21 protein-coding genes are annotated in these 22,194 nt (G+C 43.4%); 8 read left to right on the forward strand and 13 right to left on the reverse strand.

Going from position 1 to position 22,194, the window contains the following annotated elements:
- Together F899_RS13755 and F899_RS13760 are read right to left on the reverse strand one after the other, a co-directional pair.
- Nucleotides 1–402 (reverse strand): NUDIX hydrolase, encoded by a 402-nt coding sequence (locus F899_RS13755; protein ID WP_005223363.1) that lies wholly within the window; start codon nt 400–402, stop codon nt 1–3.
- Between the two features lie 31 nt (nt 403–433).
- Entirely contained in the window at nt 434–1,024 is a 591-nt protein-coding gene (locus tag F899_RS13760) for an LOG family protein (protein WP_034434122.1), read from the reverse strand.
- A 153-nt stretch (nt 1,025–1,177) separates the two neighbouring features.
- On the opposite strand from F899_RS13760, the gene F899_RS13765 reads away from it, so the two are divergent.
- Entirely contained in the window at nt 1,178–2,191 is a 1,014-nt protein-coding gene (locus tag F899_RS13765; protein WP_004809844.1) for a CorA family divalent cation transporter, read from the forward strand.
- A gap of 271 nt (nt 2,192–2,462) precedes the next feature.
- Here the strand turns inward: F899_RS13765 and F899_RS13770 are convergent, their stop codons facing one another.
- The 8 genes from F899_RS13770 to dxs form a co-directional block, all read right to left on the reverse strand.
- The gene (locus tag F899_RS13770; RefSeq protein ID WP_005223368.1) at nt 2,463–2,753 is read right to left on the reverse strand and encodes an STAS domain-containing protein; all 291 of its coding nucleotides are present in this window, start codon (nt 2,751–2,753) and stop codon (nt 2,463–2,465) included.
- A gap of 12 nt (nt 2,754–2,765) precedes the next feature.
- Nucleotides 2,766–3,401 (reverse strand): MlaC/ttg2D family ABC transporter substrate-binding protein, encoded by a 636-nt coding sequence (locus tag F899_RS13775; protein WP_004809849.1) that lies wholly within the window; start codon nt 3,399–3,401, stop codon nt 2,766–2,768.
- Between the two features lie 17 nt (nt 3,402–3,418).
- Nucleotides 3,419–4,096 (reverse strand): outer membrane lipid asymmetry maintenance protein MlaD, encoded by a 678-nt coding sequence (locus F899_RS13780; RefSeq protein ID WP_005223370.1) that lies wholly within the window; start codon nt 4,094–4,096, stop codon nt 3,419–3,421.
- On the reverse strand, nt 4,096–4,875 hold the full coding sequence (gene mlaE, locus F899_RS13785; protein ID WP_004809853.1) for a lipid asymmetry maintenance ABC transporter permease subunit MlaE: 780 nt from the start codon (nt 4,873–4,875) through the stop codon (nt 4,096–4,098). The genes F899_RS13780 and mlaE overlap by 1 nt, the downstream gene beginning before the upstream one ends.
- A complete protein-coding gene (locus F899_RS13790; RefSeq protein ID WP_004809856.1) occupies nt 4,872–5,690 on the reverse strand; it encodes an ABC transporter ATP-binding protein in 819 nt (272 codons plus the stop codon). The genes mlaE and F899_RS13790 overlap by 4 nt, the downstream gene beginning before the upstream one ends.
- Before the next feature lie 401 nt (nt 5,691–6,091).
- Complete coding sequence (locus tag F899_RS13795) at nt 6,092–7,963, reverse strand: DEAD/DEAH box helicase (RefSeq protein WP_005223373.1); 1,872 nt, start codon at nt 7,961–7,963, stop codon at nt 6,092–6,094.
- 450 nt (nt 7,964–8,413) lie between these two features.
- Nucleotides 8,414–9,244 carry an inositol monophosphatase family protein gene (locus F899_RS13800; protein ID WP_004809859.1) on the reverse strand — a complete coding sequence of 277 codons (831 nt, stop codon included), beginning with the start codon at nt 9,242–9,244 and terminating at the stop codon, nt 8,414–8,416.
- A gap of 120 nt (nt 9,245–9,364) precedes the next feature.
- The gene (dxs, locus tag F899_RS13805; RefSeq protein WP_005223384.1) at nt 9,365–11,269 is read right to left on the reverse strand and encodes a 1-deoxy-D-xylulose-5-phosphate synthase; all 1,905 of its coding nucleotides are present in this window, start codon (nt 11,267–11,269) and stop codon (nt 9,365–9,367) included.
- Nucleotides 11,270–11,579: 310 nt separating this feature from the next.
- Here dxs and ribA point away from each other — a divergent pair, with 310 nt between their 5' ends.
- Nucleotides 11,580–12,182, forward strand: coding sequence for a GTP cyclohydrolase II (gene ribA / locus F899_RS13810; protein ID WP_005223386.1), 603 nt, complete (start codon nt 11,580–11,582; stop codon nt 12,180–12,182).
- A gap of 142 nt (nt 12,183–12,324) precedes the next feature.
- Here ribA and hemN read toward each other — a convergent pair whose 3' ends face one another.
- Nucleotides 12,325–13,698 (reverse strand): oxygen-independent coproporphyrinogen III oxidase, encoded by a 1,374-nt coding sequence (gene hemN / locus F899_RS13815; protein WP_005223388.1) that lies wholly within the window; start codon nt 13,696–13,698, stop codon nt 12,325–12,327.
- Nucleotides 13,699–13,936: 238 nt separating this feature from the next.
- On the opposite strand from hemN, the gene hemF reads away from it, so the two are divergent.
- The 5 genes from hemF (at nt 13,937) to F899_RS13840 (ending at nt 19,030) form a co-directional block, all read left to right on the forward strand.
- Nucleotides 13,937–14,881 (forward strand): oxygen-dependent coproporphyrinogen oxidase, encoded by a 945-nt coding sequence (gene hemF / locus F899_RS13820; protein ID WP_005223390.1) that lies wholly within the window; start codon nt 13,937–13,939, stop codon nt 14,879–14,881.
- 281 nt (nt 14,882–15,162) lie between these two features.
- Nucleotides 15,163–15,369: a hypothetical protein gene (locus F899_RS13825; RefSeq protein ID WP_005223392.1), complete on the forward strand. Its 207-nt coding sequence runs from the start codon at nt 15,163–15,165 to the stop codon at nt 15,367–15,369.
- Between the two features lie 91 nt (nt 15,370–15,460).
- Nucleotides 15,461–16,249 carry a shikimate dehydrogenase gene (gene aroE / locus F899_RS13830; protein ID WP_005223393.1) on the forward strand — a complete coding sequence of 263 codons (789 nt, stop codon included), beginning with the start codon at nt 15,461–15,463 and terminating at the stop codon, nt 16,247–16,249.
- A gap of 391 nt (nt 16,250–16,640) precedes the next feature.
- Nucleotides 16,641–18,464 (forward strand): acyl-CoA dehydrogenase C-terminal domain-containing protein, encoded by a 1,824-nt coding sequence (locus F899_RS13835; protein ID WP_005223395.1) that lies wholly within the window; start codon nt 16,641–16,643, stop codon nt 18,462–18,464.
- Between the two features lie 356 nt (nt 18,465–18,820).
- Complete coding sequence (locus F899_RS13840; RefSeq protein WP_004786992.1) at nt 18,821–19,030, forward strand: cold-shock protein; 210 nt, start codon at nt 18,821–18,823, stop codon at nt 19,028–19,030.
- A gap of 340 nt (nt 19,031–19,370) precedes the next feature.
- On the opposite strand, the gene F899_RS13845 is transcribed toward F899_RS13840, so the two are convergent.
- Together F899_RS13845 and hemW are read right to left on the reverse strand one after the other, a co-directional pair.
- A complete protein-coding gene (locus F899_RS13845) occupies nt 19,371–20,333 on the reverse strand; it encodes an HNH endonuclease (protein WP_005223398.1) in 963 nt (320 codons plus the stop codon).
- Between the two features lie 119 nt (nt 20,334–20,452).
- Nucleotides 20,453–21,607: a radical SAM family heme chaperone HemW gene (gene hemW, locus F899_RS13850; RefSeq protein WP_005223399.1), complete on the reverse strand. Its 1,155-nt coding sequence runs from the start codon at nt 21,605–21,607 to the stop codon at nt 20,453–20,455.
- Nucleotides 21,608–21,731: 124 nt separating this feature from the next.
- On the opposite strand from hemW, the gene F899_RS13855 reads away from it, so the two are divergent.
- Nucleotides 21,732–22,190 (forward strand): DMT family transporter, encoded by a 459-nt coding sequence (locus F899_RS13855; protein WP_004809881.1) that lies wholly within the window; start codon nt 21,732–21,734, stop codon nt 22,188–22,190.
- The last annotated feature ends 4 nt before the right edge of the window (nt 22,191–22,194 follow it).

Below are 22,194 nucleotides of genomic sequence, written 5' to 3' on the forward strand. Positions count from 1 at the left end.
TTAAGCTTGGGCTAAAAGATTTGACTTCACCCATGGAATTACAATTTCTGTGGTTAACGGGGCCAGCGCTAAGTCTTGTTCATTGAGATCAATCCATTTCATCTCGGCAATCTCCGCCTCAATTTTGGGCATTTGATCCAGTTTGACCAGATATACATAACTGACCAGTTGGTGGTCGGGTTCATTCGCGGTCTTCGTTTCAAAACGACCAACAAATTGCTGCACTTCAGCCTGACAGCAGATTTCTTCCTGAATTTCACGAACAATCGTCACTTCAGGTGCTTCATTCGGTTCCAGCTTGCCACCCACCTGCATAAAGCAGCTGGTACCTTTCTTACGTACAACCAATAATTGCTGTGCTTCATTCAGTACAATGCCGGCGGCAACAGTAATAACTTTCATAACAACTCAAATTTAAAAATGATCAATGGGCTTATTTCACGAGATCTTGCTGATCAACCATCCCCCATTTCGCTTGCGGTGGTTGATAATTCTCAAAAGCATCCAGAATTGTTTCAATTTCTTCACTGACAATGAGTTTCTCGGTAAAACGTGCCTTGGTAAAACCCTGTTCAGTCGTGTGCTGAATAAATTGAATCAAACCGGTATAGAAGTTTTCTGCATTTAAAAATGCACATGGCTTTTCATGAATACCGAGCTGTGCCCAGGTCCATTGCTCAAAGATTTCTTCCAGTGTTCCTACACCACCCGGTATCGCAATAAAACCATCTGCCAGTTCTGACATTTTGGTTTTGCGCTCGTGCATATTTTCAACAATATGCAGTTCAGTCAGACCAGAATGGGCCAGTTCACGGTCTACCAGCTGCTTTGGAATCACCCCAATCACTTGGCCGCCCGCAGCCAGAGTACTGTCCGCAACAATTCCCATCAAGCCTGAACGGCCACCACCATAAATCAGAGTTTGCTGTCTAGATGCCAGCGTCTGGCCGACTTTTTCAGCAATCTCGGTATAAACAGGTGCAATTCCCAGTGCGGAACCACAAAAAATTGCGATAGAATTCATCATTTTTCACCATTTAGTTATAGCTGTATCGCAAGGAATTCCTGATCGAAGCTTTTTTTGAAAAAATAACTGTTCAATCAGTGTTTTTATTCAATTCCTTGTCTAAAATACACCCATTCCAATTTACATACTGCGCAAGGGAGAAAAGACAGCATGCTTGAAGCCTTTTATGCCACAGAGCGCGGTAGCCTAGAAGATGCCACTATTAATGGCGACTTTGATTTACATCAAGATTTGGTTTGGGTTGATCTGATTGCTCCTTCACAGGAAGAGCAGCAATGGATCATGGACGCTTATGAGCAAAATCTTCCTACCCTCAAATCATTAGAAGACATTTCATCCAGTGCCCGATTCTACCGCGATGATGACGGTATTTTGCATATCAGCACTTATTTTTTAACGAAAAATAAAAACTATCAGGTCGAAGAAGATACTGAAGATCAATCCAGCATTTTAGCCACGGTGCAAACCGTCGCTTTCATTCTGCATAAAGATCGGCTGTTTACCTTGCGTGGGGAAAAACTAGTCGCGTTCCGTGCCTTTCGTGCTCGTGCGCGCCGCAATGATTATGAGATTGATTATAAGGATCCGACCTGGATTCTACTTGGCCTACTTGAAGCCAAGCTGGATGAGCTGGCGGATATTCTGGAAGATGTGCACAAGGATCTGGAAAAATACTCAACCGAAGTCCTGAATAACCGCCATCGTGAACAGATTCTGGATCTGGATGACATGATTACCCGTCTGGCACAACTCGAGGATATGCTTGGAAAAGCCCAGCTCTGTCTGATCGATTTACGCCGGGTACTGACCTTCCTGTCCCGTCCACGGGCGCTCGGTAGTCATATCTATGATGCAGACATTCGAGAGCTCAGTGAAGATGTACGCTCTCTGGTTGAGCATGATGCGTTCCTGTTCCAGAAGGTGCGATTCCTGCTTGATACCACTTCCGGATTCATTAATACCGAACAGAATGACACGATCCGTCGATTCTCGATCTTGCCAAGTATGCTTGCGCCACCGATGCTGATTGCGAGTATTTATGGGATGAACACGGAAGTTCTGCCTTTTGCACATGGCACCACCAGCTTTATTATTGTCGGGCTAATTCTGGTCGCATTCTTCATTGGACCATTGATTTACTTTAGATGGAAGAAATGGATTTGAGCGAGCTTTGAGGCGCTGCTTCAAAGCAAAGCGCAAGAAATCTCTCTATTTAATTCATATCTATTTAATCCCTGATCAACTTCTCTCTAAAAAAGTGAAGAAAATTCCCCCTCCTTTTGCAAAGGAGGAGTTTGGTGAGGATTTTCACCCTCTCTCTTTAACTCTCCCTGAGGGAGAGAGGACTTGCAATCTATACTTATATCTATTCGATTTTCATTATTTTTTTAAAATCCAATCACAATAAAAAAGCACCTTTCGGTGCTTTTTCTTTTTACTGAATGATCTGTAAATCATTTTCTAGGTGACAGGACTGTATGATCTTCATCACTTTTGCAGGAACAGCTTTAAACTGCAATCCTTTGGCTTGTGGCGTCTGACGTAACCATCTGACCAATATCGCCAAAGCCAGAGTACTGCCACTTTCAAGCTCAGCCAGATTTACCACAATAGGAAAAACTGTCTGTGACTGAATTTCACGCAGCCCCTGTTCATAGTATTGCTGCGCATTGTTATAGTCGATTTTGCCTATAACATGCAGTTCCTGATTACTGAATCTGATCACAGCTCACCTATCTTATTTTTTCTTTTCAACCGCTGCTTCTGCATCTGGCTTGAAGTTTGCAATTGCTTTATCCAAGTTACCGCCATTACGTTTTACAGTCGCTGCAAACTGGTTACGGAACTGTAAACCTAGATCAATACCAGACACGTTGATATTACGGATTTTCCATTGTGAACCTTTATCGGCCAACTGGAAAGAAACCGGAATTTTCTCGCCATTATTATGGAAATCAATGGTTACAACTGGATTTTTGCTACCCGTGTCTTTGTACGGACGCATGGTATAAGACTGGTTGGTATATTTGGCAAATGCTGAACCATAATTTTCAGTCAGCGTTTCACGGAAATTACGTTCAAACTGAGCACGCTGTGCAGCAGAGCTATACTGATTAGTTGCATACGTTCCCATCACAATGCGGGTAAATGCTTGTGAATCGATATATGGATCAAGATTCTGACGAATAATAGTTTTCACCAGTGCCGGATTGCTCTGCAACTTGCTATGGTCTGCTTTGAGACGAGCCACCAGATTGTCTGCAACTTTCTTGATAAATGCAGGTGGTGCTTCAGCCGGTGCAGCGAAAACACTTCCCATCGCCATAGTAGATAGAATGCATGCTGCAAGGGTTTGCTTTACTAAAATATTCACTCAAATTTCCTCAATCATTATTCAACAAATGCAGGTTCTGCATCTGTAGCTTCAGAAGTTACTGCATCAGCAGATGCCTCCTGAGTTTCTGATGACTTACTGCCTGCCCCACCTGTCACGAATTTGGTAATTAAATCTTCAATTTCCATCGTGCCTTGGGTATTGGCAATATGATCACCACGTTTCAAATAATTCAGACCGCCGCCTGGAATAATTTTCAAATACTTTTCACCCAGCAAACCATTGGTTGCTACCATAATGTAAGCATCTTCATCAATATTGGTAATGGATGTCATGTTGTCTAAGAGTTGCTTTTCCATTGCTTTTTGTTGCGCAGGTGCCGCAGCTTCATAGTCAGCGCTGTAACGTAACTCATCTAGGGCTTCTTGCTGTACTTTCTTTAACTGTTCAGCATTAAATGATGTCAGTGAACCATCTAGCGTCATATGTACAGTGGCTAATCGGGTGACTGGATCAAGTGTAATGGTATCGACCTGACCGACTTTCACACCGCTTAAAGCCACTTTGGCACGTGGCTTAATGCCATTTACATTTTCAAAAGTTGCTGTCATTTGATAGCTGTCGGCAATATTGGTTCCGACCAAACCACTGACACGCATTGCCAGGAAGAAAATTGCAATTCCAAACAGAATGACAAAAACACCAACGGCCAGCTCACTGGTACGTGATTTCATTAAACACCTCCGAACATGACCGCAGTCAACACGAAATCAAAACCTAAAACACACAACGATGAATACACCACAGTACGTGTTGTGGACGTTGCAATCCCTTCAGATGTCGGTTCACAGGCATAACCCTGATAGACCGCAATCCATGTACAAATCAATGCAAATACAAAACTTTTAATGATGGTACCGTTAAAGATATCCTTGTAAAACTGCACGGTACTTTCCATACCGCTCCAGTACGCACCTTCATCTGCGCCAAGGAAATCTACACCGACCATTTTACCGCCCATAATGCCCACGGCAGCAAAAATTACGGACAGCATTGGCAGACTGAAAATCCCCGCCCAAAGACGTGGTGAAATGACCCTTTTTAGCGGATCAACCCCAATCATCTCCATACTGGATAACTGTTCAGTGGCTTTCATCAGACCGATTTCGGCTGTCAATGCGGAACCGGCACGACCGGCAAACAAGAGCGCTGCCACAACCGGTGCCAGTTCGCGTAATAAGGTTAGAGCTACTGCGGTACCTAACATGGCTTCACTGCCAAAGGTCGCCAGAATGGTATACATCTGCAAACCGAGAACAGCACCAATAAACAGACCCGAAACTACGATGATCAGTAAAGAGAGCACCCCAACACGGTACATCTGGTAGACAAATAGCTTAAACCCCAGCCAGGTTGGCATCGAAATCAGAATTTGCAACAGCATCAGGGTCGCAACCCCAATCCCGCGCACACGTTCTATGACACGTCTACCCAATAAGGCAATTGCATTCATGAACGCACCTCATCACTTAAATAAGCCGCATGACTAAACTGATAATCCACAGGTCCCTCAACGGAACCCGTCAGGAACTGCTGAACAAATGCAGAAGGATGTGCTTTTAATTCTTCAGGTGTACCTTCGCCCTGGATCTTCCCTTCTGCGACCACATAAATGTAGTCCGCAATGGATAGAGTTTCTGCGACGTCGTGCGAAACGATAATTGTAGTCAGGTCTAATGCTTCACGCAGGGAACGAATCAGACGTGTTAATACGCCCATCACAATCGGGTCTTGCCCGGCGAATGGTTCGTCATACATGATCAGCTCTGGGTCAAGTGCAATCGCACGTGCTAGAGCCACACGACGGTTCATACCACCAGATAATTCAGAGGGCATCATCTGCTCTGCACCGCGCAGACCGACAGATTCCAGCTTGAGTGCCACGATTTCTGCGATCAAGTGCTCAGGCAATTTGGTATGTGCACGAATCGGGAAAGCGACATTTTCATAAACACTCATATCTGTGAACAAAGCACCGCTCTGGAATAACATGCCCATACGTGCACGTGCAGCAAACAGCTCACTACGTGACATGCGTGCGATATCCTTGCCATCCAGCAACACCTGTCCTTGATCTGGCGTTAGCTGTCCGCCAATAAGACGCAATAATGTAGTTTTACCGGTACCAGAAGGTCCCATAATGGCAGTGATCTGACCACGTCGAATGTTCAGGCTGACATTCTCATAAATCACACGTTCGCCTCGCTTGAAGCTCAAACCTTTCACTTCTATGAGTGATTGAGTCTCAAACGCTGTTTGATTTTTCATAGCTAAGCGTTTTCCTGCATTTTTTCAGCATGCGTACTATAAAGGATTAACTCTCTAAATGTTACCTTTTGATCGGAATGTTACAATGGCAAAAAGGCAATATCTGAATGAAAAAATGAGAAAGCATGATCTATTTTTATAATTTTATCGTCTGCTTATATGTTCAATAATCATTCAATTATAAAAATTATAGAGAAAGAGAATGATGTTACATAAGATCAGGATCAGCGCAATATAAGGCATAACAACCTCATGGATATAACGAGCTAAGTGTTTTTTTTGAGGATTAGTTATCATAACTGACTCAAATTCAGAAATAGCACACACTTTACCTAAAACTTTAAAAAAATGCATCCATAAAAAAACCAGCGTTACCGCTGGTTTTTTCTGGCTAGATTCAATTAGTCATTGAATTTGCGACGTGGACGGTCTTCACCGAACGAACGCTCACCACGTGGTTTGTCATCGAAGTTACGGCGTGGACGATCACCACCGAAATCACGTTTAGGACGGTCATCACCAAATGAACGTGCTGGACGGTCACCGAAACCACCTTCACGACGTGGCGCCGGACGATCACCGAAATCACGTTTAGGACGATCCCCAAAACCACCCTCACGACGTGGCGCCGGACGATCACCGAAATCGCGTTTAGGACGGTCACCGAAAGAACCTTCACGACGTGGTTTGTAATCTACGCGGTTGCCACGGTTATCATCAGAACCTTCGAAACGAGGACGGTCGCCAAAATCACGTTTTGGACGGTCATCGAAAGAACGTTGCGGACGGTCACCGAAACCACCTTCACGACGTGGAGCTGGACGATCACCGAAGTCACGTTTAGGACGATCACCAAAACCGCCTTCACGACGTGGACGATCACTGTTGAAGTCACGACGTGGACGATCTTCGCCACCGAACGCAGGACGTTCGCCACGAGGTTTGTCATCAAAGCTACGACGTGGACGGTCATCACCACCATCACGACGTTTAAAGTTACCTTCACCTTCGAAACGACGACCACCGCCGAAGCCACCACGGCCACCACGACCGCCATCACGACCACGACCACGGCCAGCGCCATCACGGCTACCGCGTGCAGGAGGTGGAGATGGCTCAAGACCTTCGATTTCAGATACTTCTAAACGAGCATCCAGGTAGTCTTCGAGCGCACGGATTTTACCGCGTTCACGGTAAGTCGCTAAAGTAATCGCTTTACCAGTACGGCCCGCACGACCTGTACGACCAATACGGTGTACATAGTCCTCGTTCTTCATTGGAAGACCGAAGTTGATGACGTGAGAGATTGTTGGTACGTCTAGACCACGTGCTGCAACGTCAGTTGCAACCAAGATTTTTGCACGACCTTCACGGATGCTGCGTAGACGACGGTTACGAACTGTCTGTGGCATTGCACCGTGAAGTGCTACTACTGATAGACCTGCTTCAGCAAGTTCTTCAGCCAGCATATCGGTATCTTCTTGCGTAGAAGCGAATACAACTGCCTGATCAACGTCTTCTTCGTTTAACCAGTGAGTCAGTAATTTTTTCTTGTGCTCAAAGCCATCAGTCCAGTGCAAAGTCTGAGTGATGTCAGTATTCGTAGAGTGACCAGTTTCGATCGCAATACGCTCTGGCTCATTCATCATGCGTTCAGCAAGCGTGATGATACGCGGTGCAAATGTTGCAGAGAACATCAAAGTCTGTTTACGGTTCGCAGCCAAGTCACCGATTGCCTCTAGGTCTTCAGAGAAACCGAGGTCTAACATACGGTCAGCTTCGTCGACGATTAACGCATCAACTTTGTCCAGTTTAATCTGGCGACGGTTAACAAGATCAAGTAAACGACCTGGTGTCGCAACTACAACTTGTGCACCTTTTAATTGTTGGATTTGTTTACCAAATGGCATACCACCCATGATTGCAGCAATACGAACACCTTTCATGTGACGTACAAATGCAATCGCATCCTGACAAACCTGTTGTGCAAGTTCACGTGTTGGTGAAATTACCAGGATATTCGGTTGAGTTACCGCTTTCATACGTTCTTTGAACGGAACGAAAGTATCTTCAGTTGCAAGGCCATTCAATGTAGGGAGAAGGAAGGCTGCAGTTTTACCAGAACCAGTCTGGCTTGACACTAGAAGGTCTTTACCTTCAAGCGCCGCAGGAATAGATAGTTCCTGTACAGGTGTAGGCGCATTAAAGCCTAATGCTTGTAAAGCTTGTTGTAAGGATTCGTGTAGAGGAAAATCAGCAAAAGTTTTGCTCATAGAGTCTTTCACCCGGAAATTGGGTGCTCCATTAAAAATAAAGTCAAATGAACATCGACAAAAAGCGGTACAGCAATATACGCTGAAAATAAGAGATCATTCAGCGGCGATCCGAGTAACGACGATGTGATATAACGCACGCATGATTACGGCATAACCTGAAGGAATCGCTTTAGCGATTGGGGCGCGAGATATCGTCCTCTCTTTGGACCGCACGCGCATACACAATGATAAGAAGAGAAATGTTCAGGTAACGAACAGAAATTAAGTGCGTGCGCGGATTATAGCAGGATTTAAAATAATGTCATTAAGTTTTATTGTTATTTTGTATTAATCTAAAATTAGTTGATATTTTAACTATATTTAGCAGAAAAAAATATTATCCAGTCATAAAAAAGGCATCCCTTAGGATGCCTCTTATATGTTTTAAACCAAAATGTCTAAACCCGATTATTTAGCTGCCTCGCCCCATGCAGGAACAACTGCCTGCATTAAAGGTTTCAGCATTTTCATAGAGCAGGCAATGACCTGACCTTTTTCCATAGATTCGCTGCCACCACGTGCATCAACCACTGTACCGCCCGCTTCTTTCACAATCAGTTCACCAGCAGCGATATCCCAAGGTTTCAAACCAAGTTCAAAGTAACCATCTAAACGACCTGCCGCAACATAAGCCAGATCTAGCGCAGCAGAACCTGCACGGCGGTATTGAGCACCTGCTTCAGTAACGTTTAATAGTGATTCGAAATGGTTTTTCGCATAAGACACCACTTCACCGCCACGTTGAGCGCGGTAAGCATGACCGACTGCCAGGAAAGAATTCTGCAAGTTGTCTTTCACATTTACACGGATACGACGCTGGTTCAGCATCGCACCACGACCACGACTTGCAGAGAATAGCTCGTCTTTCACAGGGTCATAGATCACACCGTGTTGGGTTACGCCTTTGTGCTGAACAGCAATAGAGATACAGAAATGCGGGAAACCGTTGATGAAGTTCAGTGTACCGTCAAGAGGATCAATCACCCAACACCATTCAGCGTCGTGACCTTTACCTTCTTGCAAACCAAACTCTTCACCAAGGAAGCTGTGGTTTTTATAACTTTTACGCAGCGTATCGATAGTCAGTTGTTCCAAGTAACGGTCAACACGCGTTACAGGACCATCAATGCCTTTTTCTTCGACTTGTAGATCGAGTTTATGACGATTTTGATGCGCTTTTAAAAGCTCTTGACCAACTAATTGAGCCGCACGCGCAGCCATCACCACCATAGGTTCCATTGAACACCCACTACAAATTTGAAGATATTGATAAAGAATAATGCATAAAAGCCCCTACATTTTAGCAAATCTAAGGGCTTTTTGGGAAAAAAATGTGTCTAAAATTTTGAAGACGTTGTTTCAGACTGGCTGGGTAAGTGAAGACCAAGCTTGATTCATTGACTTTTCAATGCCTTGAGCATCAAGTCCTGCCTGTTGCAGCATCTGTGCATGGGTCGCTTGCGCCATAAAGGTATCAGCAAGACCAAGATTTAAAATTGGTTTTACGATCTGAGCTTCAGCCAGATATTCATTGACTGCACTGCCCGCACCTGCCATCACTGCATGCTCTTCGACTGTCACGAACAGAGTGGTACTTTGCGAGATATCATCCAGCATTTGGGTATCCAGTGGTTTGATGAAACGCATATTCACCACACGTACTGCCACATCATGTTTTGCAGCAAAGGCTTGGGCTGCATCGATAGCGGCCTGCACTCGGCTACCAAATGCCAGTACAGAGATATAGTCATCATGCTGACTATTAAAGCTCGCTACGATTTCAGCCTGACCCATTGGTAATTCAACGATGTCTTGCTGAATCTCGACACCCAGACCACTCCCACGCGGATAACGTACTGCTGCCGGACCTTTATAGAGATACGCAGTATGTAGCATCTGGCGACATTCATTTTCGTCTTTTGGCGCCATGATCACCAGATTCGGAATGGTACGCATATAAGCATAGTCATATGCTCCGGCATGGGTCGGACCATCTTCACCAACCAGACCAGCACGATCGATAGCAAACGTCACATCCAGATTTTGTAGCGCCACATCATGTACTAACTGGTCATAACCACGTTGCAAAAACGTTGAATAGATCGCTACAACCGGCTTCAAACCTTCGCAAGCCATACCCGCTGCTAGCGTTACCGCATGCTGTTCTGCAATCGCGACATCAAAGAAACGCTCAGGATATTGCTTAGCAAATTCCACCATGCCTGAACCTTCACACATGGCTGGGGTAATGGCCAGCAAGCGGTCATCTTTCGCCGCTTCATCGCACAGCCACTGACCAAAGACATCAGAATATTTTGGTGCTGAATTCACAGTAGATCCTGCATTTAAACGACTAATCGCGTGATATTTAATTTGTTCTGCTTCTGCCGGAGCGAAGCCTTTGCCTTTTTTAGTATAGACATGAATCAGACGTGGACCTTTACGCTTTTTCAGTGCATTAAACACATGAACCAATTGACTCAGATCATGGCCATCATAAGGACCAAAATAATCAAAACCGATCGCCTTAAACAGGTTATCGGCAGCATCAGTCGCTGCACAATGCAGACGTGAGTTATACACCCATTCTGGATGCGGCTGAACGAAGGCCTCACCCTCTTCAGTAATATTCACCGACTCACCACGTTCCCACAGTGCAGCGAGATGCTTGGCAAAACCGCCAGTGCTGCAGGAAATCGACATGTCATTATCATTCAGCACCACCATCAGATCTGCATTGTGTGCGACGGCGTCATTCATGGCTTCGAAGGCCATACCTGCCGTCATTGCACCATCACCAATAATGGACACCACTTCACATGGATTCTTTTGATAGCGACGCGCCAAGGCCATGCCCAAGCCTGCTGAAATCGCAGTGGAAGAATGCCCTACCCCGAAAGTATCAAATTCAGATTCATCACGCGCAGGGAATGCGGCCAAGCCATCTTTGGCACGAATCGTAGTTAATTGCTCACGACGACCGGTTAAGGCTTTATGCGGATATGCCTGATGACCTACATCCCAGATCAGGCGGTCGTCTGGGGTATTGAAGCAATAGTGCAAAGCCACAGTCAGCTCAATCACCCCCAGATTGGCACCAAAATGCCCACCACTTTGTCCTGCAGCATACAAAATGTACTGACGTAACTCATCGGCCACCTGCTCAAGCTGATTTTGCTCAAGTGAACGCAATTGCTCTGGATGATCGATCGCATCAAGCAACGGTGTTACAGGGCGTTGAGTTGGTATTTCTGTATACAGCATAAATGGCAAAGCCTTCAAAAGCCTGGCAAATCCTAAGCTAGGTCTGTCTATGGGGAGTCCCGATCATATAGTCGAATTGTAGCAGCTTCAATTGACTAAAGCTGTTAACGGCGCAATATTAAACAATGAGCTTGATCAGGGTAAAATTTGCAGAATACGATTATCCTGAATAATCTTACTGTTTATCAACTATTATCGTTCGCTTTATACAAAAAAGAAAATGTTCTCCAGAAAATCATCTATGCAACCCTACTAATGTCCAATCATTACGCTATACTTTGAGCAATTTCAGGATTTAACGGGTTCAGCTGTGCCTATCGAGTTTGTCGCAACATCAAGATTACCTACCGCTCATGGTGAATTTAAAATTACTGTTTTTCAAGACCCTAAGACTGGCGAAGAACATGTCGCGTTATCTAAAGGACTGGAAGAATCGAGTGATGAACCCGTGCTGGTACGTGTACATTCTGAGTGTTTGACGGGTGATGCTTTTGCCTCACTGAAATGTGATTGTGGACCACAACTTCAGGCGACACAAAAGCTGATTAATGAAGTCGGTCGTGGTGTGATTTTGTACTTGCGTCAGGAAGGCCGTGGGATTGGTTTGACCAATAAAATCCGGGCCTATGCTTTGCAGGATCAAGGTCATGACACCGTAGATGCCAACCTGATGCTGAACCTGCCAGCCGATGCACGCCAATACGATATGTGTAGCATCATGCTGGATCATTTAGGGGTAAAAGCTGTACGTTTGATTACCAATAACCCTTCAAAAATCAATGCACTTAAAGATTTGGGCATTAATGTGGTAGATCGTGTACCGCTGACGGTTGGTCTAAATCCATTTAATGAACAGTACCTTAAGACCAAGCATGAGCGTATGGCGCATCTGTATCGGAAGGATGATTTTTAGCTTTCATACAAATCCACCCCAACCCTCCTTTGCTAAAGGAGGGAGTTCCTCCCCTTTCTTAATGAGGGGGAAAAGCCTCCCTAAGCAAGACTTAAGCACTGCTTTAAGTTGAAGTGTAAGAAAGGGAGGATTGAAGGGATTTCTAAATCGTCATCGAAAAAATCCGGTTCTCCGGCATTTTACTTTTTAATCTCAGGTCAAAAGCCATACAGATATTACGTACAAAAGGTTTCCCTTTCTCCAAAATTGTGACTGATGAGTCTACAATTTTAATCAACTGATCCTGCGACATTTCTTTGAGCTGTTCTAGTACTTCGTCAATTTCAGCAAATTGCATGTGCTCATCTGCCCAAGAAGTGGTGAAACTGCACATCAGATTCAGGATATGCTTACGGATGATTAAATCTTCCTGACTTAATACATGCCCTTTAACGACTGGAATCTCATTCTGTTCCAGACATTCATAATATTCTTCAATGGTTTTTACATTCTGGGCAAAGCTGTACCAGCTATCACTGATTGATGAAATCCCCAGTCCAATCATCACTTGCGTTTTGGAAGCCGTATAACCCATAAAGTTACGGTGTAAAGAACCCTCCTTAAAAGCCTGATACATGCTGTCACTTTCTAGCGCAAAATGATCCATGCCAATTTCATGGTAGCTATGTGCCAATAGTTTCTTCTTGCCTTCTTCATAGCACTGGCGCTTGATTTCATCTTTAGGCACATCGGCATCTTTAAAACCGCGCTGGCCATTGCCCTTGATCCATGGCACATGCGCATAGCTATATAAGGCTAAACGGTCCGGCATTAAGGTATTGGTTTGACCAATGGTAGTCAGTACATCCTCCAGGCTCTGGAATGGTAAGCCAAAGACCAGATCATGCGAAATCGAGGTATAACCTATTTCACGCGCCCATTCGGTGACCTGTTTGACATTTTCATAAGGCTGGATGCGGTGAATGGCTTTCTGCACAGTTTCATTATAATCCTGCACGCCATAGCTGACCCGGCGGAAACCTAAGTCATACAAGCCTTGCAAATGTTCATAAGTGGTATTATTCGGATGACCTTCAAAACTGAATTCATGCTCAGGTGCAATTTCAGCCTTAGCCAAGATACCTTTAATCAGTTGAGTTAAGTGCTCAACCGAGAAAAAAGTCGGTGTACCACCACCAAGATGGATTTCCTTGATCATTGGCTTTTCTTCCAATAATTCACAGTACAGGTCCCATTCCTTCAGCACCGCCTGAATATAGGGTTGCTCAACTTCATGCCGTTTGGTGACACGTTTATGGCATCCACAGAAAGTGCACAGGCTTTCACAAAATGGCAGATGGATATATAGACTGATGCCTTCTTTCTGATTCGATTCAGCAAAAGAGCGCTTTAAAGTCTGTTTCCACTGTTTCAGAGAAAAGTACTGTTCTTCCCAATACGGTACAGTTGGATAACTGGTATAGCGTGGACCTGGGACATTGTATTTTTGAATGAGGGAAGTAGCCTGAACCGACATAATATCCACCTATGACCATCGAAAATTCACCCAAGCATGGGCCATCTAAAGCTATTGTGTGGGGCTCGGAAAAAGAATTCAACCTAGCATCTCGGTCGGATTTAATACGCTACCTTGCTTTAATTTACTGTGAACACAAAGTCTTTTTAGATCATCAGTATCGGCAAATACATCTTAATTTTTATGCCATTTTATGCTTTGATGTAGAAAGTCTTTCTTTCTCCCCATGAGGGCTTTGATGCAGCATCCAACTTCTGCGGATATTCAACGCGTACGCGAATTCCTCCTCGACTTACAGACGCGCATCTGTGCGGCTCTCGAACAACAAGAACGTGCTGGTAGTGGCTCAGCTGAGTTTATCATTGATGACTGGGAGCGGCCTGAAGGTGGTGGTGGCCGTTCACGTGTGCTGCAAAATGGGACAGTGATTGAAAAAGGCGGGGTGATGTTCTCGCACATCAATATTTCTAAACTACCGGCTTCAGCCACTGAACGTCATCCACAAATTGCCGGGGCTAAGGCACAAGCGATGGGCGTCTCACTGGTGATCCATCCCAAAAATCCCAATGTGCCGACCTCACATGCCAATGTGCGCCTATTTGTTGCTGAAAAAGAAGGTCAAGATCCGATCTGGTGGTTTGGCGGTGGTTTTGACCTGACACCGTTCTATCCGAATGATGAAGATGTGCTTTCATGGCATCAGACGGCGCATGACCTGTGTGCGCCATTTGGCGAAGAAGTTTATGCACAGCATAAAAAATGGTGTGATGATTATTTCTACTTAAAGCACCGTGATGAACAGCGTGGTGTCGGTGGCCTGTTCTTTGATGACCTGAACCAATGGGATTTTGAAACCTGTTTTAAATACATGCAGGCGGTAGGCAATGGTTACTTAGATGCCATCATTCCGATTTTCCAGCGCAATCAGAACAAACCTTATAGCGAAGCACAGCGTGAGTTTCAACTGTATCGTCGTGGTCGTTATGTTGAATATAATCTGGTCTATGACCGTGGCACTTTGTTTGGCTTACAGACCGGTGGCCGGATCGAGTCCATTCTAGTGAGTCTGCCCCCACTCACTGGCTGGTCTTATCGTCCGGAATGGGCCGAAGGTTCACCAGAGAAACAACTCACCGATTATTATCTAAAGCCACGAGAATGGCTGCAAGAGTTAAAGAAGTAAGTGTACGCTTAACCAAAATGCTCTCAGTTTGAGGGCATTTTTTGTAAAACTGTTCCAATTATTTTTTGCTTACAATACCTCTAATTTTTTCTCCTGAAAAATCCATGCAATTAATTCGTTCCCAAATTTACAAAACTGATTCTTCAAGACTATTAATTTGAACGAAAAATTTTCCTATAAACATTTAGAAACTTTTCTTTATATAAATAAGCAGAAATGTCCTCACTTCGTCACAAGCTCTGCTGTATAGTAAAATCTTAAAAAATATTGGGTAAAAATATATGCAGCTACGACATTTCAAAAGTCATGTGCTGATGATGTGGGTATTTCTGGCCGTTACAGTCAGTGCAATTATCACAACATTCTTAACCAAGGATCTTATCTTGGACAGTATGGCAATCAGTGTCAGCATTATTATGATTATCGGTATTATCTTAAGTGGTGCCCTGCTTCTGACTGAACGCATTATTAAAACCTGTAATTCCTAAAATAAGCCCCTAGAATTAGACCTTTCAATACTTTAGTCCCTAACTGTTTTCACGTATATTGTTGAGCATTTCAGCACATGGACACTGTGAAATGAGCAAACAATTTGCTGTTGTTGGCAACCCGATTGAACAATCACGTTCTCCAGAATTGCATCATGCATTTGCCGCTAAAACCGGTATTGATCTCACCTATAGTAAACGTCTGGCCCCACTGGATGGCTTTGAAGCCAATATTCAGGACTTCTTTGCCCAAGGCGGTATCGGTATGAATGTCACGGTCCCGTTTAAAGAACAAGCTTATGCTCAGTGTCAGGTGCTGACTGAACGCGCTCGTATTGCCGGTGCAGTAAATACACTATGGATGGAAAATGGCGTCCTGCATGGTGATAATACCGATGGTCAAGGTCTGGTTGAAGCTATTCGTGCTTTAGACTGGAACCTGGAAAATACCGATATTCTGATTATTGGCGCTGGTGGTGCGACTCGTGGGGTGATCTATCCACTGGTACAGGCAGGTGTGAAGAAAATTGTGATTGCCAATCGTACCCTCGCCCGTGCCGAACAGCTGATTGCGGATCTAAAAGATGCAGTACCACAAGCTGAACTGCAAGCGATTGCCTTGACTGATCTGGCGGGTGAGTTCGATCTTATTATCAATGCAACTTCTGCCAGCTTGAGTGGTGATGCCTTAATCCTGCCGGAAGCACTGCAGTTTAAACACGCATATGAAATGGCCTATGGCAAACCATCTACTTTTCTAGATCAAGCCCGTGCGCGTGGTGTTCCTAGTGCTGAAGGTTTTGGCATGCTGGTCGGTCAAGCGATTGAATCTTTCGCGATCTGGAATGGGGTCAAGCCACAGCTCAAAGATTTCCTTTAAGCCCGTTTAAGCTTTTAATATGATTCAAGAGTCTCTACGGAGGCTCTTTTGATTTTCCGACAGAAGGCAATATACAGAGCAATAAGTGGATTTAATGACAGCACTTCTGTTTATTTTCGAACAATAACATTTGTGTACAATTCACCCAAAAAATCACCTAGACAAACAGAATAATTATCTATTAAAGTCGTTTCATATAAGTCTTTTTTATTTTTCAGCTATTTATTATTAGCCCATATCTTTAACCTGAATCACCCTAATTTTCCTATCTCCTCGATTCGCCTTTCTGACATTTTTATTTGCTTGCCTTATCAATGTATTTTTAGCCGCAATGTGAATAATCAAAGAATCGATACAGATAATCCAAAACTATTAATCAGGATTAAAACGCATGCCAGCATATAAAGCCCCGTTACGTGACATTCGCTTCCTTATGAATGAAGTGCTTGATTACCCTGCACATTACCAGACATTATCAAATGGTGAATATGCCGATGCTGATACCGTGGACATGATTCTGGAAGGTGCAGCAGATTTCTGTGAAAATGTACTGTCTCCATTGAATCAAAGTGGTGATCTGGAAGGCTGTCATTTTGAAAATGGTGAAGTCACTACGCCTAAAGGCTTCAAGGAAGCATACGAACAGTTCGTACAAGGCGGCTGGCAAGGTCTTTCTTATCCTGAAGAATTTGGCGGTCAAAACCTTCCACAATCTTTGAATCTGGTTAAGTCTGAAATGATGGGCACTGCAAACTGGTCCTTCCAGATGTATCCAGGTTTAAGTATCGGCTGTATCAATACCATTATTCAATTTGGTTCAGATGAGCAAAAAAATCTTTACCTGCCTCACCTGGTAGCAGGTACATGGTCTGGTACCATGTGTTTGACTGAGCCGCAATGTGGTACCGACCTGGGCCAGATAAAAACCAAAGCTGAGCCAAATGCAGATGGCACGTATGCTATTTCAGGTACCAAGATCTTCATCTCGGCGGGTGAACATGATCTGACTGAAAATATCATTCATATCGTACTTGCACGCCTGCCAGATGCACCTGCAGGCACTAAAGGTATTTCCCTGTTCATCGTACCGAAATTCATTCCGGCAGCTGATGGCGGCATTGGTGAACGCAATCCGGTTACTTGTGGTTCGATTGAACACAAAATGGGAATCCGTGCATCTGCAACAGCTGTACTGAACTTTGACAATGCGGTTGGTTACCTGATTGGTGAAAAGAATAAAGGTCTGCATGCAATGTTTACCTTTATGAATACGGCACGTATCGGTACTGCAGTTCAGGGTATCTGTCATGCAGAACTGTCTTTCCAAGGTGCCCTGCCTTATGCCAAAGAGCGTATGTCGATGCGTGCCCTTTCTGGCAAGAAAGATCCAGAAAAAGTAGCTGATGCCATCATTCACCATGCTGATGTTCGCCGTATGCTATTGACGCAAAAAGCAATTGCTGAAGGCGGTCGTGCAATGATTTATCATGCAGCACAAATTGCAGACAAAATGAATGATGCTCTGGTTCGTGGCGATACAGCAGCTTTCGAGGCGCATGATGATCACTTAGGTTTCTATACCCCTATTCTGAAAGGTTTCCTGACTGAACTGGGCTATGAAGCAGCCAATCACGGTATGCAAGTCTTTGGTGGTCATGGCTATATCAAAGAATGGGGCATGGAACAAATCGTACGTGACTCGCGTATCTCTACTCTTTATGAAGGTACAACAGGTGTACAGGCACTAGATCTGATTGGCCGTAAAGTACTGTTAACTTCTAAAGGCAAAGTGATTCGTGATTACACGGCAGAAATCCTGAAATTCTGTGGTCAACATGCACGTAACAAATACATGCGTCGTTTTGCTTGGGACTTAACCAAACTTTGCGCACAATGGAATGCATTAACGGTTCGTATCATGCTGGCTGCACGTAAGGACCGTGATATCGTTTCTTCTGCATCTGTAGATTTCCTGATGTTCTCAGGCTATGTGATGATGGCGTACTTCTGGGCACAACAGGCTGCGGTAGCTTCCGCAAAACTGGCTGAGGGCAACGGTACTGAAGTTCCTGAGTTCTATAAGGCAAAAATCAAGACAGCTGATTTCTACTTTGAGCGCATGTTGCCGCGTACTCAAGGTCATGCTGAAGCCATGGTCAACCCATCTAAAACGATGATTTCACTGGCATCTGAGCACTTCAGTTTCGATTACTAAGTTTTCACTGACTTTGAAAGTCAAATAACAAAAAGAGCGCCACGGCGCTCTTTTTGTTAAAGCATATTAAGTCCTTGATTTTTTAATGCTGTATAATTTTTCTACAATTTTATTTTGAGTGATATCAACTGCATAAAAAATAATAGTGATATACAGCTTGAATATCTCTGAATTCAGGGTATGATAGTTGCAACTAGAAAAATTCTTGTTTTGGTTAGTCTTCTTTAAGTATCGCAGTTTTAGTCATAAACCTCCGTTTTTATAGATCAAAAGCTCCATCCAGTCTATTTTTCCAAGTTACATCTTAGTCATCCCATAGATTGACTATAAATCAATAAAACTCAATAGGTTATATTATGTCTAATACAGTTACTGGTACAGTAAAGTGGTTCAACGAAACTAAAGGTTTTGGCTTCATTCAACAAGACAACGGTCCAGACGTTTTCGCTCACTTCAGCGAAATCCAAGGTTCAGGTTTCAAAACTTTAGCTGAAGGCCAAAAGGTTTCTTTCAGCGTTGCTCAAGGTCAAAAAGGCCCTACAGCGACTAACATCACTGCAATCTAATCGTTGCTAAGATGAAAAAGAGCACTCATTAGAGTGCTTTTTTTGTGCCATAAATAAATACACACTTATCTTAGATACATTAATTAAGGTCTTGCTTTTCTCTAGTCCCTAGTCTTTCAATTCAAAATACTCTGTCTAATTTCTTCATCTGCATAAAATCATGTAAAAAATTACACTAAGTCATAATCATCGCAACAGCTCATATTACAAAATATCGCCTAGGCCTCGTTAATAACGAATAACTTGAAGGCAAAGTTGAAATAGAAGAAAAGCCCTAGGTAATCCATCGGGCTTTTTTATTTTTAAAAAATCAAAATGATATCAAAGGTTAATCTATTGCTTACTTTAACTTGAAACTGATATCGGCACTGTGATTATCTAAAAATACATGCTGCCGATGCCAAGCTAAAAAGTTTTGATCGGGCTGATAGCTCTTTGGCACCTGTAATCTCTGCCCCTCATACTGTTTTAAATAAATATATAAAGACTGGTCGTGTAGTGCTTTATTCGCAATACAAACTTCAAACTTTTCATCAATAGTCATAAAACCAGTATCAAAAGCTTTATCTAACAGAGAAGATAGACAAATTCCATTCCGTGGGTTAGTTCGTTGCGCATAATTTTCTGACCAAGGAATGATATGTGAAGCTACTAGAAAATCTTTGGTTTTGATCCCTGAAATTGCACATTGATATTGATAATTGAGCTTTACTTTTAAAGCAAATTCTCTTTGTTCAACGCCTCGGATTTTGACATGGGCACGCTTATCTTCAACAAAATAATCAGCAACTTCTTGCTCTACACGAGTTTGGGATGCATTGAATTCATAAGTATTACCTTGCACCCCAATATTCAGCAATCGCCAAAAATCATCAACATGGATTTCATTCATACCATATTGCTGGAAAAAATATTCCCAAGTTGGGCCACGGGTCTTAAAGCTCCACTGAAAATTTTCCAAATCGGATTGCAGGATAGGATTTTCAAAGGCAATGCCTTGTTCAATAGTGGCATAGACTGGCTTTTGACGAACTTTATCGGGCCTAGATGCATTCGGAACTTCAATCATCTGACCAATGCGGCCAGCACCGTAAATATAGAATTGGTTTTTTATTTCTGAAGCTTTTTGTGGTCGACGGTAGAGAAAGAAATCACCTGGACGAACTTTATTAAATTTTGCTTTGTCCCAATGATATTCCTCAAAATCCAAGTCACCATACACCAGATGATCACTCTTACTATCCAAAATAAAAAAGCGTGCATCGTCTAATTCTACTTTGTAGAACTCTAATAAAGAACTCACCCGTCCCTCACAATATTGTTATGTTATTCAAATGACTTAATATTTGAATAATCACAAAATTATTGAGAAATTAATAGAGGCAGATGGAATTAAACTTTATTGAATAGAAATCCACAGGCTTATAAAAACTCTTCCAATACTGAATTTAAAAATATATGCCCCTGCTCGGTACAAGCCAGACGTTCTGGATCTTCAACCATGAGTTTACGTTGACGCAGTGAAGTCAATAATTCATTCAGACCCTCCAGACTGAGCCCAGTACGCTCTGCATACAACTTCGCTGCTACACCGTTATTTAAACGCAAGGCATTCATCATAAATTCAAACGGCATATCTTCAGCTTCAATCCGTTTAAACTGCATATGTTCTGCTGGCACCTTCGCTAAATAATCTTTCGGCAAACGGGTTTTCTGGAAACGATAGACCCCATCAGCTTGGGTGACTTTCCCATGTGCCCCTGCCCCAATTGATAAATAATCACCAAACTGCCAGTAATTCAGGTTATGTACTGACGGTAACTCTTTACGCCAAGCCGAGACTTCATAATTAATAAAGCCCTGAGCCTTTAAATAAGCCTCACCCTGTTCCTGAATATCTTCCAAGACCTCATCCACAGGTAAAATAGGCTGCGTACGGAAAAATACCGTATTTGGTTCAATAGTGAGCTGATACCATGAAATATGAGTCGCTCCATTTTCTACAGCTAATTTCAAGTCATTTAAAGCCTGTTCTAAAGTCTGTTCTGGTAACCCATGCATCAGGTCAACATTGATACGCTTAAAACCCGCCTCTTTCGCATGCGCAATTGCCGAGATCGCATCTTCATTGCTATGAATACGCCCCAGCTTTTTCAAATGCTCAGTATTAAAGCTTTGTACACCGATCGAAAGACGGTTAATACCCGCTGCCAGATAACCGGCAAATGGATCATGCTCTACTGTGCCTGGATTAGCTTCCAAGGTGATTTCACAGCCCTTTTCAAAAGGAAGCAGTGCTTTTAATTGGCTAAATAACCACTGATAACCTTGAGCAGAAATCAGGGATGGTGTACCCCCACCAATAAATACACTATGAATCTGACGTCCCTGAGCAAAGTCAACCTGGGTCTTAAAGTCCTCGACCAAAGCATGCAAATATTCCTGCTCGAGATCCAGAGACAGTTTTCCATCTGGTACCGCATGCGAATTAAAATCACAATATGGGCATTTACGCACACACCATGGCATATGAATATACAGGGACAAGGGAATAGCGGCAGGATTTAAATCAGTCAAGGACAGTGCTCAGAACATCAGATGAATTTTGTTGTATTTTAGCATGACAAAAGTACCCTGCTTATGAATTCTCATCCGCTTTACAGTAGACTCAGTTTAACTTAACAAAAACAAGACCCTGAGAATGAAAATATCTTCCGAGATCCTGCTGTTTATCCCTTTGGCAATGGCAATTGGTATTGGCTTAAGTTTTCAGACCGGTATCAATACCCAGCTACGGGAATATTTATATTCTCCCTTACAAGCTGCCCTTTTCTCCTTTCTGATTGGTACAATATTGCTTGCTGTGTTGGTATTTTTTCAACAGGTGGATAAACCGAGCCTCAGTACATTTACGCAATTGCCCTGGTATTTATGGCTGGGCGGTGTCATCGGTGTCTATGCAATTAGCATGAGCATCTATAGTGCGCCTAAGCTTGGGCTACTGACTTTGTCTGCATTGGTGATTTTTGGACAGCTGGTCTCTTCCATGATCATTGATCATTTTGGCTGGTTCGACAGTGAAAAAATACAACTCAACTGGCAACGTCTTCTGGGTGGCGTGGTGATTTTTATTGGTGTGCTTCTCACTTTACAACGCTAAACCT

The organism is Acinetobacter sp. CIP 101934, assembly GCF_000369585.1.
Taxonomy (GTDB): Bacteria; Pseudomonadota; Gammaproteobacteria; order Pseudomonadales; family Moraxellaceae; genus Acinetobacter; species Acinetobacter schindleri.

Coding starts and splice junctions, on each gene's coding strand:
- F899_RS13755 (WP_005223363.1), bottom strand. CDS start 402: ATGAAAGTTATTACTGTTGCCGCCGGCATTGTACTGAATGAAGCACAG.
- F899_RS13760 (WP_034434122.1), bottom strand. CDS start 1,024: ATGAATTCTATCGCAATTTTTTGTGGTTCCGCACTGGGAATTGCACCT.
- F899_RS13765 (WP_004809844.1), top strand. CDS start 1,178: ATGCTTGAAGCCTTTTATGCCACAGAGCGCGGTAGCCTAGAAGATGCC.
- F899_RS13780 (WP_005223370.1), bottom strand. CDS start 4,096: ATGAAATCACGTACCAGTGAGCTGGCCGTTGGTGTTTTTGTCATTCTG.
- mlaE (WP_004809853.1), bottom strand. CDS start 4,875: ATGAATGCAATTGCCTTATTGGGTAGACGTGTCATAGAACGTGTGCGC.
- F899_RS13790 (WP_004809856.1), bottom strand. CDS start 5,690: ATGAAAAATCAAACAGCGTTTGAGACTCAATCACTCATAGAAGTGAAA.
- F899_RS13795 (WP_005223373.1), bottom strand. CDS start 7,963: ATGAGCAAAACTTTTGCTGATTTTCCTCTACACGAATCCTTACAACAA.
- F899_RS13800 (WP_004809859.1), bottom strand. CDS start 9,244: ATGGAACCTATGGTGGTGATGGCTGCGCGTGCGGCTCAATTAGTTGGT.
- dxs (WP_005223384.1), bottom strand. CDS start 11,269: ATGCTGTATACAGAAATACCAACTCAACGCCCTGTAACACCGTTGCTT.
- hemN (WP_005223388.1), bottom strand. CDS start 13,698: ATGTCGGTTCAGGCTACTTCCCTCATTCAAAAATACAATGTCCCAGGT.
- hemF (WP_005223390.1), top strand. CDS start 13,937: ATGCAGCATCCAACTTCTGCGGATATTCAACGCGTACGCGAATTCCTC.
- F899_RS13825 (WP_005223392.1), top strand. CDS start 15,163: ATGCAGCTACGACATTTCAAAAGTCATGTGCTGATGATGTGGGTATTT.
- aroE (WP_005223393.1), top strand. CDS start 15,461: ATGAGCAAACAATTTGCTGTTGTTGGCAACCCGATTGAACAATCACGT.
- F899_RS13835 (WP_005223395.1), top strand. CDS start 16,641: ATGCCAGCATATAAAGCCCCGTTACGTGACATTCGCTTCCTTATGAAT.
- F899_RS13840 (WP_004786992.1), top strand. CDS start 18,821: ATGTCTAATACAGTTACTGGTACAGTAAAGTGGTTCAACGAAACTAAA.
- F899_RS13855 (WP_004809881.1), top strand. CDS start 21,732: ATGAAAATATCTTCCGAGATCCTGCTGTTTATCCCTTTGGCAATGGCA.